Origin of the sequence: Cohnella massiliensis (assembly GCF_900169535.1) — a bacterium.
Lineage (GTDB): Bacteria > Bacillota > Bacilli > Paenibacillales > Paenibacillaceae > Cohnella > Cohnella algarum.
Map to the genome: position 1 here is coordinate 83593 of NZ_LT821258.1, position 14339 is coordinate 97931.

A 14339-nucleotide genomic window follows, 5' to 3' on the forward strand; every position below is an offset into this window, starting at 1 on the left:
ATGAATGTTCCATAAAAAATCCAGCCGCCGCTCCCCCGCTGCTGCGGGCTTGAGGCTGCGCTTGTCACAAAATTCGTTTGCCGAGCAAGGAAGCGATCAGCTCCACGCCCAATCGGGACGTTCGCCGATTGTAATCCAGGACGGCATTCACCTCCACCAGATCCATCGACGTCACCCGACCGGTTTCGGCCAGCATTTCCATCGCAAAATGCGCCTCCCGGTAATTGATTCCTCCCGGAACCGGCGTTCCCACCCCGGGCGCTTCGAGCGGATCGAGGCAATCCATATCGAAGCTTACATGAACGCCGTCCGTTCCCTCGCAGGCGATGGCTATCGCTTTCTCGACGACGGCCCTCATGCCGAAACGGTCGATATCGTGCATCGTGAAACAGGCGATGCCTTCCGAGCGGATCAGTTCCTTTTCGCCTTCGTCGATATCCCTCGCCCCGACAATGACAAGCTTCTCCTTGCCGATCAGCGAAGCGTTCGGAATATCGGACAGCTTGAACCTGGACTTGCCGAGGGCAACGGCGAGAGGCATGCCGTGCATGTTGCCGGAGGGGGTCGTTTCCTCCGTATTGATATCGCAATGAGCGTCGAACCAGATGACGCCGAGATTGCGGCGATGCTGCGTCAGCCCGGCAAGCGAGCCGATGGAGATGCTGTGATCCCCGCCGAGAATAAGCGGGAAAAAATTCGCGGAGACGGCTTTAGACACGTGTTCGCTGACCTGCCGGCTCATTTCGCGCACCTCGGGCAAATATTTCACCTTGCCTTCTCCCGCTTCCTGCAGCGGATGTCTCGGACATTCGACCTCGCTGTCGCCGACGAGCCGAATGCCGATCGTTTTCAATTGCGCCAGCAAACCGGCTTTCATGATGCTTTCCGGTCCGAACTCGACGCCCGAACGGCCTCCTCCCAGCCAAAACGGCACGCGTATAAGACGGACTTTTTTCTCCCGGGCGTCCGTGCCGGCCCATGCGGACGGATCGCTTGCCGCCGTTTTTTCAATCGCCATCGCTCAGCACCTCCCGGATTTTTTCCAAAGCCCATTCGATCTCTTGCTGTTCGATGACGAGGGGGGGAGCAAAGCGAATGGTCGTTTCGTGGGTTTCCTTGCACAGCAAGCCGCGAGCCATCAGCTTCTCGCAATAGGGACGCGCCTCGCCGTACAGCTCCACTCCGATAAACAGCCCCCGTCCCCGGACTTCGCGGATGTTCTCGCTGCGCAACTCCCTTAACCGTTCGATAAAAAAATTCCCCAGCCGCTCCGACCGTTCAGCCAGCCCTTCCTCCTCCGTCACTTCCAGGGCGGCGGTCGCGACCGCGCAGGCAAGCGGGTTGCCGCCGAAGGTGGAGCCATGCGACCCGGGCTCGAAAACGCCCATGATTTCGTCGTTCGCCGCTACGGCGGAAATCGGCATGACGCCGCCGCCGAGCGCTTTGCCCATCACGAGCACATCGGGGACGACGCCCTCCCAGTCGCAGGCGAACTTGCGGCCGGTTCGTCCGAAGCCCGTCTGGATTTCATCCGCGACGAACAGAACGTTGCGGCTTGAGCAGAGCTCGTAGGCGGCCGCGAGATATCCGTCCGGCGGAATCACGATGCCCGCTTCGCCCTGGATCGGCTCGACGAGAAAAGCCGCCGTATTCGGCGTCATCGCTTGTTCCAACGCCGCAAGATCGCCGTAGGGCACGACGGTGAAGCCCGGCGTAAACGGTCCGAAATCCCGTTTGTATTCTTCCGTCGAAGAAAAGGACGTCGCCGTTATCGTTCTTCCGTGAAAATTGCCGGCGCAAACGATAACGTCCGCCTTCCCGGCGGGGACGCCCTTGATGCGGTAAGCCCAACGCCGAACGGCCTTGATTGCCGTCTCCACCGCTTCCGCTCCCGTGTTCATCGTCAAAATTTTCGGTTTTCCGGCATATGCGGCGAGCTTCTCGCAAAAGCTGCCCAGAGCTTCGTTGTGGAAGGCGCGGGAAGTCAGCGTCACCCGGTCGGCTTGCTCCTTGAGCGCCCTTATGATTTTCGGATGACGATGCCCTTGATTCAGGGCGGAATAAGCGCTAAGCATGTCCATGTAACGGTTCCCTTCGGGATCCTCCACCCAAACCCTTTCCGCCCTGGCGACGACGACGGGCAGCGGATGATAATTGCGGGCGCCGTACCGTTCCGACTTCTCCATCATTTGCGTTTGCGATATCAAGCGGGAACACTTCCTTTTGCGCGCCTTGATTTGTATACAATATACAATGTAGAGTATGAGATCGCCTTTGCCGGGGTGCGCGTTCCCGGCCGTTTTCCGAACCCATTTTTCGAGCTACAAAATCTTGGACAAAAACTCCTTTGTCCTCGCGTGGGCGGGATCGGCGAATACGGCCTTCGGCTCGCCCTCTTCCACGATGAGACCGCCGTCCATGAACAGCAGCCGGTCGCCGACCTCGCGCGCGAATCCCATTTCGTGCGTAACGATGACCATCGTCATGCCCCGCTCGGCCAAGCCTTTCATGACGTCCAGCACTTCGCCGACCATCTCGGGATCGAGGGCCGACGTGGGCTCGTCGAACAAAATCACGTCCGGCTGCATCGCGAGCGCTCGCGCAATGGCGATCCGCTGCTTCTGGCCGCCCGACAGGCTGTCGGGATAAACATCTTTCTTGTTCTCCAGCCCGACCGCGCGCAGCAAATCGAGCGCGACGCTCTCGGCTTCGGCCGGCTTCATCTTTTTCAGCTTTCGCGGGGCCAACGTAAGATTGTCGATCACTTTCATGTGGGGAAACAGGTTGAAATGCTGAAACACCATGCCCATTTTCTGGCGAATTTCGTTCAAATCCGACTGCTTGCCCGTTACCTCGCGGCCGCGAAACCGGATAACGCCGGCGGTCGGCTCCTCGAGACGGTTCAAGCAACGCAGAAAGGTACTCTTTCCGGAGCCGCTCGGTCCGATAATGACGACAACCTCGCCGCCGCGGATCTCATAGTCGATGCCTTTCAGAATCTCGTTTTTTCCGAAAGATTTTTTTAATCCCTGAACTTGAATCACGGTTACTCAACTTCCTCTCCAGCGCGCCGAGCAGTTTCGATAGCGTAAAAGTCATGACAAAATAACAGACGGACACGACGATTAACGGTTCAAAGGGCAAAAACAACGAACCTTGCAGAGTGCGTGCATTGTAGAGCAATTCCGCGATTCCGACCGTAGAAACGAGCGAGGAGTCTTTTAGAATAATGATGAATTCGTTGCCGATTGCGGGAAGCATATTGCGAAAAGCCTGGGGCAGCACGATATACCGCATCGTCATGCCTTTGGGCATGCCGAGGGAGCGGGCCGCCTCCGTCTGTCCTTTGTCGATCGCTTGAATTCCCGCCCGGAACACTTCCGCCATGTAAGCGGCGCTGTTGATCGTAAGAGCCGTTACCCCGGCCATGAAAGCCGACATGTTGATGCCGAATTCGGTAAGACCGTAATAGATGACCAGAATTTGCACCAAGAGAGGAGTTCCCCGAATCACCTCGATATAAATCGAGGCGACCGCTTTAAGAATCCAGATCCGCGAAATGCGCATGAGCGCGAAGAGGACGCCGAACAGCGTGCCGAGAAGAACGCCGAAGAACGACAGCTTCAGCGTCATCCACGCCCCCTTCGCGAACATGGGCCAATAGTCCTGAAGGAAAGAAAAATCCATTACCGCCGCTCCATCCGATCGTTATTCTCCTGCCAGTTCGTTTGCTTCCACGACGAAGCGTTCGATGTCTCCGTTCTCGATCAGGCGTTTCAGCGTGGCGTTAATGCTGTCAAGCAGCTCCGTGTTGCCTTTTTTGACGGCGATCGCAAAGCCCGTTTCTTCCGGAGGCTGTTCGATGACGACATCCGACACGACGGTGTCCGCCTGCGTTCTCGCATATTGGTCCGCAACCGGCCGCTCGAGAATAATCGCGTCCACCCGTCCGGTCGTCAGCTCCATGACGAGCTCCGGGATTTTAGCGAGCGAGGTGAGCGTTGCGCCTTCGATTTCCTGGGCCAATCCTTCCTGGATGGAACCCTTTTGCACGCCGATCTTCTTGCCTTCCAGATCCGCCGGCGTCTTGAACTGATCGGCGGCCTCTTTTTTGACGAGTACGCCTTGCGATGCATTATAGTAAATGTCCGAAAAATCGACCTGCTGTTTGCGATCCTCGGTCGGATTCATGCCGGAAATGACAAAGTCCACTTTCCCCGTATCCAGCGCCAGCAGCAATCCGTCAAAATCGGAGTCCTGGATTTCCAGCTCCGCGCCCAGATCATTGGCGATCTCCTTGGCGATCTCGATATCGAAGCCGACGATCGTGTCCTTGCCGTCGATCAGCTTGTGGAATTCAAACGGGGCGTAGTCCGCGCTCGTTCCGAGCACGATTTTGGAGGCGGCCTCGGAAGCGGGAGCCGAACTCTCCGCGGGGGAGGCGCTCGCGGTAGACGGAGAAGTCGCCGAGGCCGACGGAGCCGCGGACGAGCTGCCTCCCGAATTGTTGTTGCCGTTGCCGCAGGCGGCGAGGCCGCCGATCGCCATTACGGATACGATGCCCGTGAGGAGCAACTTTTTCATCTTGTTCATCTTTTCCATCTCTCCCATTCGATCCCGTTTTTTTGAGATGATCCTTTCGATCCTCAAATTTGTATACAATATACAATACACAATATAATTATTATGTATGTGAAATATTATAACATCCATTCTCGGCTACGACAACAGAAATATGCAATTCATGCAATTGCCTACTAATTAACGTCAATAAACATAACATTCATGATCGAAACTCCTTTCTTGAAAATATGCAATGCCGATGTTAGAATTTATCATGATTGATTTTGCCTGTTTGCTGGGGCAAAAGACGAACGGAAAGCGACTTGTCGGTTCCCTTTCGGTTTCCCGCCGTTTAAAGCGGGCCGAAAGCTGGACAACATGCCGCATATCGGCTTAAGGGGGGAACTGTTTGCAGGCTCCTAGATATCAATCCTTGAAGGACCATGTCTATAACTATATCGTTAATAAAATCCAGGACGGGGCCCTTCTGCCGAACCAGAAAATAAACGAAGCCGAAATCTGCAAAAAGCTGGACATCAGCCGGACGCCGACCCGCGAAGCGCTGTTTCAACTGACCTCGGACAATCTGCTTGAGTATATTCCCAGAAGAGGTTTTATCGTAAAACCGCTCGATGCCAAGAAAAAACTCGACGTCTCCCAAATCATCGGCTCTTTGGAAGCATTGGCCGCCTCGTTGGCGATCGAGCATCTCGCCGATGCGGATATGGCCGAAATGACCGCCATTGCCGTCAAGATCGACGAGGACATCCGGCGCGGCGACTTTTCTCATTATTACAACGATCAATACCGCTTCCATGAAGTCTATATCCAAAAATGCGATAACCCTACGCTGATCGAAACGCTGCATCTGCTCAAGAACAGCTTTATCCGCCAGTCCTACCTAAGCGAAGACAAGGAACGGATGGCCAGGGTTCTTCAAGAAGTGAACAACGAGCACCACCAAATTCTCGAACATTTTCGCGCGAAGGATAAAGACGCCCTCGACGCCTTGCTGAAATACCATTGGCGAATCATCGACTCGGAAATGCTGTAAGACGCGCCGACATCGCGGCCATTTGTCTGGCCGCGTGTCCCGGGGCGTCTTTTTATTTCCCCTGAACGGCGCCGACAAAGCGCCTATAGCGAATGAAACGAAAAAAACTCCCTTCGGAAAGAACCCGAGGGAGTTCAATTCGCACGGATAACGGGTCCGGGAAATCCGGGGGCCCGCCGCTCACCCTTTGACCGCGCCGCTGACCATCCCCTTGATGAACTGCTTTTGCAGCAGCAGGAAGGCGATGACCATCGGCAGGGAAGAGATGACGACGCCGGCGAAAATGAGCGGCCATTGGTTGTTGTACTCGCCGGTAAAGGAATAGATGGCGATCGGGATCGTGCGGACCGACGACTTCTGCAAAAACAGCAGAGGAACCATGAAGTCGTTCCAGATGCTGATGCAGTTCGTGATGACGACCGTCGCCGTAACCGGCTTCAGCAGCGGAAACACGATCAGCGCGAACGCGCGGACGCGCCCGCAGCCGTCGATGGACGCCGCCTCCTCCAGATCGGCCGGCAGCGCGCGGACGAATTCGAAAAACAGGAAGACGACGAACGGAATCGTCACCGCCACGTAAGCGAGGGCGCCTCCCGGAATTTTGTTGATCAGTTCGAACGTCCGGAAAACTTTGTACAGCGGGATCATGGCGATCTGGAACGGCACCATCAAGCCGAGCAAAAAGTATGCATACAGCGCCCGGTGGATCCGGGAGCTGCCGCGCGCCAGCGCGTAAGCCGCCGCGGAGCCGAACAGCACGAGCGCCGCGAGGGAGATCGCGGTGACGAGCAGGCTGTTGCCGAGCGCAAGGCCGAGCGAGGCCTGCGTCCAGGAGGAGACGAAATTGTCGAGCCGGATCGAGGCCGGCAAGCCGAACGGATTTTCGAGAAACTCCGACGGCGTCTTGAAGGCGATCGACAGCAGCATCCAGAGCGGCACCAGCACGACGACCGACCAAATTGCCAAAAAAACGAGGCGGACTCCGCCTATCCAGCCTTTTGCGGTCATCGTCATTCGCCTCCCGCCCGCAGCACGCGAAGCTGCGCGTATGAAATCAGCATGATGAAGGCCAGCATGACGAGCCCGATGGCCGAAGCGTAGCCCATGTCGTTGAAATTGAACGCCATCCGGTACAGAAGCGTGCTGAGCGAATCGGTCGCGCCGCCCGGCCCGCCCTGCGTCATGATCATGATCGTGTCGAACACTTTAAGCCCTCCGATCGTCGCCAGAATGACGCTGACCGTAAACGCCGGCCGCACCTGGGGAACGGTGACGTTCAGCAGCCGCTTCCACGGACCCGCGCCGTCGATTTCCGCCGCTTCGAGAAGCTCCTTGGACACGCTTTGCAGCGCCCCGAGAAAAATAATCATATGAAAGCCGGTCCACTGCCACATATGCGCGAAGATGACGCTCGGCAACGCCAGCTTCGGATCTCCGAGCCAGTCCTGCTTGAGCGCGCCGAGTCCGACCGCGTCGAGCGCCGAATTGATGACCCCGAAAATCGGGGAGTACATATAGCTCCACATATAGCCGATCGACAAGCCGCTGAGCAGGGTCGGGATCAGGAAGAGCACGCGAAGCGTCTTGCGGATCCGTCCGTTTCCGTCCAGCGCCAGGGCGGCCAAAAAGGCGATAAGGTTCAAAAAAACGACGAGTCCGAGCGCGAACGCGAGCGTGTTGCGCAGCGTGCGCCAGAAGGCGTCGTCCGCCCACAAGCGCCGGAAGTTGTCCAATCCGATAAACGACAATTCCGGCGACAGCCCGTTCCAGTCGGTCATGCTGTAGTAGAAGCTGCTAAGCGCAGGATAACTGAGAAAAATCGTGTAAACGAGCAAGCCCGGCAGCAGAAACAGCAGGTCCGAGGCTTTGAACGCGAGCTTGCCCGTTCTTTTTCGACTTGCCATACGGTCGCCCTCCATCCCGAAAAGGACAGCGCCGCGCCGCGTCCGGCGGATTCCTGCGCCGCTGTCCTTCGCCTATTCCGTTCTCTCTTTAGACCTTATCCTTGTTTCGCTGGAAGGCTTCGTCCAGCTTCTTCAGCATGCCGTCGATGCTCTCCCCTCCGGAGAACACGCTCTGGATTTCCGTGAACAGCGTATCCTGAACGCCAGCCGGCCAGTTGATGTCCAAAAACGGGTAGGTGCCGCCGCTCATGTACGGCTCCATATCCTTGAGGGCGGGGTCGAGCTCGACCGAGGCGTCCGTAAACACCGGGAACGCTTTTTTGCCGTTCAGCCAGATCCGGTTGTTTTCCGGCCGGGACATGAATTCCAAATAGGTTTTCGCCTCTTCGGGGTAAGCCGTCTTCGCGTTGACCGCCCAGAACGCGCCCGGGCCGACGGAAATCCACGCTTCCTTGCTGCCGTCCGTATACGGGAGCGGGAACATGCCCAGGTCCAGGTCTTCCTTCAGCGCCCGCAGGTTCGGAATCATGAACGAACCGTTGACGACCATCGCCGCTTGCCCGGAAGCGATCAGCTGCGCCGTCTGGTCGTAGGTCGTGCCCATCAGGCCGTCGTTGAAGTATTCCTTGAGCGCCACGTAATCCTCCATCGTTTGCTTCCACGCGGAGTCCGCGAACGTCGCCTTGCCGTCGTACATTTGCCGGTCGAAGTCCGGCGTATTCGCGTAAATCGAATTCGCGATCATCGGATACGCGATCAGCTGCGTAATCCACAGGTCCTTGAAGCCGACCGCAAGCAGAATTTTGCCCGCGTCCTTGATCTTTTTCGCCGTATCGAGAAATTGCTCCCACGTTTTGGGGATTTCCAGATTCAGTTCCTTGAACAGCGCCTTATTGTAAATGACGCCGATGACGTGCTGATCCGCCGGCATGCCGTAAACTTTGCCGTCATAGGAAGCGACCGATTTGGCCGAGTCCGGCAGCCTCGATACCCAGCTTTCCCCGGATAGGTCCAGCAGGTAGCCGGCGCTCGCGAACGGATCCTTCTTTTTTCCCGGCCAGACGGTGAACAAATCCGGCGCGTCGCCGGCCGCGAGACGCGTTTTGATGACCGTCGAATATTGATCCTCCGGGGCGACCTCCAGCTCGATTTTGATGTTCGGATTCTCTTCGCTGAACTTCTGGTTCAACTGGTCGAGCGCTTCCTTTTCGCTGCCCGAGGTCGTATACGCTTTCAGCGTAACCGTTTCCGTTTTTCCCGATGCGGACGAAGACGGGCTTCCGCCCGCCGCGGACGGCGAAGCTCCGCCTTCTCCGTTCGATCCGCAAGCGCTTGCAACGAGCGCGAACCCGAGCGCCAGCGCCAGGAGACCGGCCCCTTTTTTTCTGATTTGCATAGCGGTTCGTACCTCCTTGAATTTGGCTTCCGCTGCTCATTATAAGCGCTTCCGCTCCCCCTTGAATGCGGACGATTTTGCGTATTGGGGGGGGATTATTTTTCCATGCGCCATTTGTTCGGGGATGCGCCGTATTTTTTCTTGAACAGCTGGCTGAAATATTTCGGGTCCTCGTAGCCGACCATGGCGCCGATCTCGCTCAGGCTAAGCCGATCCTCGAGCAGCAGGCTTCGCGCCTTCTCCAGCCGGAAATCCGTCAAATAATCGGAAAAAGAGACGCCCGTCTCGTTTTTGAACAGGCGGGACATGTGCCCGACGCTGATGTGATGGCGGGAGGCGAACTCCTGCAGCGACAAGCCTTCTCCGTAATGAAGCTTTACTTGCCCGATCAATTGCTGCACCAGATGGCGCGTGTCGGCCGTCGGCCGCCCGCCCTCCCGCTCCATCAGCGTCGAAATCCATCCCTCCAGCCAGGGCTTCAGCTCCGCATATCGGACGGCGCGGCGCAAAGGGCCGTTCAGCGATTCCGTATCCATGGCCTGGGCAACGCCCGCGTTCGAAGCGGTCGAAGCCAAGTTGTATTGAAGCGCATAAAACAAATTCACCAGTTGGGTCTTCGCCTCGCGCGCCGTCGCCTTCCGCTCGTGCAGCGCCTTCAGCAGCTTGTCGATTCCCTTGCTCGTTTCGGCCCGGCTTCCGTTCCGCACATACGCTTCGATCAGCCGAGCCGCGTCCCAGAAGCCGCTCCAGTCGCTCGCGGCTTGCGTTCCCTCGCCCCCGGCCCCCGCAAACGTCGGATGGCCGATCGCAAGCGTCTCCTCCAGCATCTTCATGGCGCGCAAGTAGGCGGGCCGCAGCACATCGCCGTTCCCCCGCTCCGCGACGAACGCCCCGTGCGCCGTCCCGGTCCGTCCGGCCCGCCGGTGGAGCTCCGCCGCCGTCCGCGCGGCCTGCGCTTTCCCCTTCTCCGCCGCCGGCCAAACCGCCGCGAGCAGCCGCGGCTCCACGCGAAGCAGGCGCGCCGAGCCGCCCGCGAGCGCGGCAGCCTCCGCTTCCAGCTCCCGGATGTCGCGGTCCGGCCATGCGCGCGGGCCGTCCCAATTTTCCAGCAGCAGCCACAGCGTGCTCCAGCTGCCTTCCGGGAGCAGCCGGCTTCGCTCGGCGGGGGAAGAAGCCCCCGTCATCGCGTCCACCCAGGCGGCGTCTTCGCTCCGTCTCCGGAAACGCAATCGTTCCTCCCGCTCGCGCAGCGCCTGCTCCGCGCTGGCGAGCAGCGTTTCCGTCGGAACCGGCTTCAGCAAAAAATCCTTGACGCCAAGCCGCAGGCCCGTTCGGGCATATTGAAATTCGTCATATCCGCTCAGGATGAGGCAAACGACGCCTTCGTCCGACGCCAGCAGCCGCTCGATCGTTTCCAGCCCGTCGAGCCCCGGCATCCGGATATCGGTCACGACGACGTCCGGGGGGCACTCGGCCGCCTTTCTCAGCGCACGACGCCGACGATTTCCGGCGCTTCGCGCTTGCGGCCGATCGCCTTGATCATGTTGAGCGTGTTGAACAAAAAGTGCGGGTTGATTTGCGCCTGTAGCGCCAGCAGCCGGGTATCCTTTTCGCGGAGCTTCGATTCGTACGCCTCCTTGATCAGCACGTCCAGGTTTTGGACCATCTCATTGAACATTTGGCCGAGGTGCCCCACCTCGTCGTTCCGTTCGGGCCTTAACCGCACCTTGAAATTCCCCATCTCCACCTTCTGCATGTTCCGCATGAGCAGCCGCAGCGGCCGGGTAATGCCGGTCGAGATCATGTAGGAGACGACGATGACGGCCAGCAGCGCCGCCGCGGCGATCAGCAGCGTAACGTTGCGCGTTTGCTTGATTTTGCCGACAACGCTGTCGTACGGAACGAACGCAACCATCTGCCAATCGGCCCCGTTCACCGGGCGGGTGACAAACAGCGAGCGCTCCCCGGCCCACTCCGTTTCCCCGGAACGAAGCCCGGCGCCGGCATACGCCGCAAGCTCCGGCATCGCGCGGCCGGTCGCGGCGCCTTCAGCATCGTAGATGACGTGGCCGTTCCGGTCCGCGATATAAAAATGCGAAAACGACCGCAAGCCGGATTCTTCCTGGCCGAGGGCATAGTCGAGGCTTTGGGCCTTGATGTCGATTTTGAGATAGCCGAGCACGCTCGGAACCGGAAAATCGTTGATCGGGCGAATGAGCGAAAACACGGTTTCCGACTTGCCGAAGACGGTCGTCTCCGGTCCGGACGGCCAGATTTCAAGCGCTTTCAATTCGCCGTTGGCGATCAATCCGTACCAGGGCTCCTCTGCGAGCTTGTAGTGGAGGCGCGGGCTTTTTTCTTTGGATGCATAGTACAGGCGGCCGTCCGTGGAAAAAACGTAAATGCCCTGCACCTGATTCCAGGGCGAGGCGTAGCTGAGAAGGCGGTAGTTCATCTCGTTCGTGTCGCTTTGCCGGTCGCTTTCCGAGTCGCCGCTTTTCGCGCGCAAAATGCGCTGGACGCTCGGATCGCCGAAGATCGACAGAGACAGCCGTTCCGCGTTGTCCAGAAAAAAGCCGACGCTTCGGTTCATTTGATCCACCGTATTTTCGCTCAAAAACAGCGCCTGCGCTTTGATTTCGCGAATCATCGTCCAGTAATAGACGAAGCCGACTGACGTAATGGTAACGAGCATGACGAGCGAGAACCAGAACGTAAGCTTCGTTTGAATGCTGCGAAAGCGCAGCGGAGCGGGCGGTCGAAGCCGCGCGAGCATAGCGATTCCCCCTTCGGTCGGCCCGCTTGAAATAAGGACCGGCTGTCGACAGTGCAAAAAAGAGCCCTTGCAGGCTCTTTTCATCGAACAAACTATGGATAATGTTACCACCGGTTGCCCCGCGCCGTCGAGATGCTTTTTTTTGCGATCAACCGGATCCGCCTCAAAGTCAAGCGGGAGAAATGCCGTTTAGGCCTTCGGCTCACGGCGGTACGCATCACGGTTTGCTCGGGCCCGCGATCTGGATCCGGTAAGGCTGCGAAATGTAATTCGGATAATCGTAAATGTCGAACGTTAACGGCTGCGCGTAAAGCTCGTTTTCGATGTTGAAGGAGACGGATTGTTTCGAAGGCTCGCCGGACGTGAACGAAGCGAAACTGCCGGAGCGGTTCACGCTTGAGTATTCGGCGCCGGAAGCGTCCGTAAACGTATCGTTCAGAAGCAGTCCGTAAATCATGTTGTCCTCGGGCAATGTCTTGTTTAGCGTCAACCCGATATTCAAGCGGTTCCCCGTCTCCGATATGCCTGAAAGCTGCACATTTTCGTCCGGCGCCTGAATCAACTTTTTCCGTTCCGTATCGATAACGAGCTTCGACTTGTTCTTATCGAGCGCCCGAAACCAGGAGCCTTCCAGGTAAAGCTCCTTCGGCTGCCGGTAGTAGGGACTTTCGAAATAGATCCGGTCCTGCCCGAAGCCTCCCTTGTACTGCCACTCCGTGCCGTTTTCGTCGAGAAGCCGAATATCTCCCGGTCCCGTAATCCGCTTGGCGTTCGATTCCTCGTAATCAAGCTGTACGTAAACCCGCAATGGCGAAACGGTCGCGCTCGCGAACGTGATTTTCTGCCCTTCGGCGACGATCGTCTCGTTCAGTTCGTAGTTTCGGGTCAAGCCGGCGAATTTTTCGCGATCGATCGGAAACCTCACGCTAAGCCGGGTTCCTTCCGCATCCTCTTCCGCGGTCGGCTCCAGTCCGGCCCGAACGAGACGCTTCTGCAAACCGTCGTAAGGAACGACGATGACCTCCGGAGCGAAAACCGCCTCTTCCGGCATGGCGGAACCTTCCTGCAATTGGGCATCGATCACGCCGCGGAGAACTCCTTTCGCGTAATCCTCCTGCTCCTTTTCGTCGAGGGAACCGTACGCGATCATCGCTTCAAGAGATTCTCCGTTCGCTCGGGACAGGTTGGGCTCCAACAGGCGAACGACCCGCTCCCCTTCTCCTTCGGCCCTGATTTCATAAAAAATGACGAGCCGCTGATCGTCGGCGATAATGCCCCGAACGGTCAGCTTGATGCCGTTCTTCTCGTCGGACAAGCCGATCGGCTGCATCAAGTCGGCGTCCATCGCCAGCTCAAGCCCTTTGTCGTTCCAGCCTCCGATCAGATCGACGAACGCTTCCATCCCCGGAATTTCCCGCACGATCGCGGCGAAAACGGGCGACACGCGGATCGTAAACAGGCAGGCGGCGACCAGCAGCACGGTAGCCGCGCTTGCCGCCATCCGTTTTCTCCGCTTGCCGGCGCGCCGGCTCTTGAGCTTTTTCCCCCGCTCGATTCCTTGCAGAATGGCACGGTCGACGCTGTCGGGCGCGGAATTCGCCTTATCCGTCCACTCCGGCGTTAACCTCGCATTAACGTAAACCGTCGGATCGGCCGGATTCTGCCGCCCGTTTTCTTCCGCGCTGTCCGCCGAACCTTCCCCATTCTCGCGATCCCATCGCTTATCGTCCGGCATAGCCGCCTCCTTCCCGGCCGCACATCCGCTTTAACTCTTTCAGCGCCTTATGCAGCCATGTCTTGACCGTGCCTTCCGGTTTCTCCAGAAGCTTTGCGATTTCGCCCACCGTCAAATCCTGATCGTACTTCAAAATAATGACGTGCCGATATTTGGGCGCAAGCTTGTCGATCGCCGCCCGCAGCGTGAGGCGTTCGTCCATCGCCAGCTCGGCGGCCAGCGGTTCCGGCAGCCGGGCAAGCGGCAGCGTCTTGCGCCGGCGCTTCTGCTCGTCCATACAGTAATGAATCAAAATGCGGATGAGCCACGTGTGGAAAAATCGGGGCTCCTTCAACTTTTTCAGCTTCATGTAGGCGCGGCATGTCGTTTCCTGGATCGCTTCCAGCGCATCGGTTTCATCCCGCAGGTAAGCGTAGGCGATCGCGTACAGCCTCGTTTTGGCGCTTCGCATCAATTCGTACAGGGCGTCGTCGTCCCCTCCCTGCGCGGCGCGTACCCGCTCTTCGAGCTCCTCCGTCGTCAAGCCGTCTCCCTCCATTCTTTAATTAGACTTCGGAACGGGGCAAACGGTTTTGATCCGGCGAAAAAAAATCGGCAGCCGAGCGCGCCCCGAAATAAACCGAATTGCGCGGGGTTCGGCGGAGCTTCGTTGGATTTTGTCCAACCAAAATCGGCTTTTTCGCGATTCTCGCTGGCTTCATTGGATTTTGTCCAATCTGGAGAAGCCCTTTCGGAGATTTCGTCCGAATTGGCAGTTCCTCGTTGGATAAAATCCACTCTAGATTGAGATTTCCCCGTTTCCGGCTTGTTCGAATGGATAAAATCCAACATAGGCTCCCCGCTGCAGGAGGGGATCTCCCCGCCGAACGGATCCTCCGCCGGCTGAGCGGATCTCCCGCTGTCCCGCAAGC

At 58.0% G+C, this 14339-nt stretch carries 14 protein-coding genes; 1 reads left to right on the forward strand and 13 read right to left on the reverse strand.

What is annotated here, in order from left to right:
* Window positions 1-64 precede the first annotated feature (64 nt).
* From rocF to B7E11_RS10100, 5 genes are all read right to left on the reverse strand, one after another.
* Window positions 65-1018, reverse strand: coding sequence for an arginase (gene rocF, locus B7E11_RS10080; protein WP_080833975.1), 954 nt, complete (start codon window positions 1016-1018; stop codon window positions 65-67).
* Window positions 1008-2189, reverse strand: coding sequence for an ornithine--oxo-acid transaminase (locus B7E11_RS10085; RefSeq protein WP_139787185.1), 1182 nt, complete (start codon window positions 2187-2189; stop codon window positions 1008-1010). Before B7E11_RS10085 ends, rocF begins: the two co-directional genes overlap by 11 nt.
* Before the next feature lie 132 nt (window positions 2190-2321).
* Window positions 2322-3044 (reverse strand): amino acid ABC transporter ATP-binding protein, encoded by a 723-nt coding sequence (locus tag B7E11_RS10090; RefSeq protein WP_080833977.1) that lies wholly within the window; start codon window positions 3042-3044, stop codon window positions 2322-2324.
* Window positions 2977-3687 (reverse strand): amino acid ABC transporter permease, encoded by a 711-nt coding sequence (locus tag B7E11_RS10095; protein WP_080833978.1) that lies wholly within the window; start codon window positions 3685-3687, stop codon window positions 2977-2979. The genes B7E11_RS10090 and B7E11_RS10095 overlap by 68 nt, the downstream gene beginning before the upstream one ends.
* Window positions 3688-3708: 21 nt before the next feature.
* Window positions 3709-4593 carry a transporter substrate-binding domain-containing protein gene (locus tag B7E11_RS10100; protein WP_080833981.1) on the reverse strand — a complete coding sequence of 295 codons (885 nt, stop codon included), beginning with the start codon at window positions 4591-4593 and terminating at the stop codon, window positions 3709-3711.
* 379 nt (window positions 4594-4972) lie between these two features.
* Here B7E11_RS10100 and B7E11_RS10105 point away from each other — a divergent pair, with 379 nt between their 5' ends.
* Window positions 4973-5617: a GntR family transcriptional regulator gene (locus B7E11_RS10105; RefSeq protein WP_080833983.1), complete on the forward strand. Its 645-nt coding sequence runs from the start codon at window positions 4973-4975 to the stop codon at window positions 5615-5617.
* 180 nt (window positions 5618-5797) lie between these two features.
* Here B7E11_RS10105 and B7E11_RS10110 read toward each other — a convergent pair whose 3' ends face one another.
* The 8 genes from B7E11_RS10110 to B7E11_RS28890 all read right to left on the reverse strand — a co-directional run bounded on the left by B7E11_RS10110 (window position 5798) and on the right by B7E11_RS28890 (window position 14259).
* On the reverse strand, window positions 5798-6625 hold the full coding sequence (locus tag B7E11_RS10110; protein WP_176220679.1) for a carbohydrate ABC transporter permease: 828 nt from the start codon (window positions 6623-6625) through the stop codon (window positions 5798-5800).
* Between the two features lie 2 nt (window positions 6626-6627).
* On the reverse strand, window positions 6628-7521 hold the full coding sequence (locus B7E11_RS10115) for a carbohydrate ABC transporter permease (RefSeq protein ID WP_176220680.1): 894 nt from the start codon (window positions 7519-7521) through the stop codon (window positions 6628-6630).
* An 88-nt stretch (window positions 7522-7609) separates the two neighbouring features.
* Window positions 7610-8917: an ABC transporter substrate-binding protein gene (locus B7E11_RS10120; RefSeq protein WP_080833989.1), complete on the reverse strand. Its 1308-nt coding sequence runs from the start codon at window positions 8915-8917 to the stop codon at window positions 7610-7612.
* 95 nt (window positions 8918-9012) lie between these two features.
* Complete coding sequence (locus B7E11_RS10125) at window positions 9013-10368, reverse strand: response regulator transcription factor (protein ID WP_080833991.1); 1356 nt, start codon at window positions 10366-10368, stop codon at window positions 9013-9015.
* Between the two features lie 32 nt (window positions 10369-10400).
* Window positions 10401-11693 carry a cache domain-containing sensor histidine kinase gene (locus B7E11_RS10130; RefSeq protein ID WP_176220681.1) on the reverse strand — a complete coding sequence of 431 codons (1293 nt, stop codon included), beginning with the start codon at window positions 11691-11693 and terminating at the stop codon, window positions 10401-10403.
* 217 nt (window positions 11694-11910) lie between these two features.
* Window positions 11911-13428: a DUF4179 domain-containing protein gene (locus B7E11_RS10135; protein WP_080833995.1), complete on the reverse strand. Its 1518-nt coding sequence runs from the start codon at window positions 13426-13428 to the stop codon at window positions 11911-11913.
* The gene (locus B7E11_RS10140; protein WP_275901469.1) at window positions 13415-13951 is read right to left on the reverse strand and encodes a sigma-70 family RNA polymerase sigma factor; all 537 of its coding nucleotides are present in this window, start codon (window positions 13949-13951) and stop codon (window positions 13415-13417) included. Before B7E11_RS10140 ends, B7E11_RS10135 begins: the two co-directional genes overlap by 14 nt.
* Window positions 13948-14259 carry a hypothetical protein gene (locus tag B7E11_RS28890; protein ID WP_176220682.1) on the reverse strand — a complete coding sequence of 104 codons (312 nt, stop codon included), beginning with the start codon at window positions 14257-14259 and terminating at the stop codon, window positions 13948-13950. The genes B7E11_RS10140 and B7E11_RS28890 overlap by 4 nt, the downstream gene beginning before the upstream one ends.
* Window positions 14260-14339 lie beyond the last annotated feature (80 nt).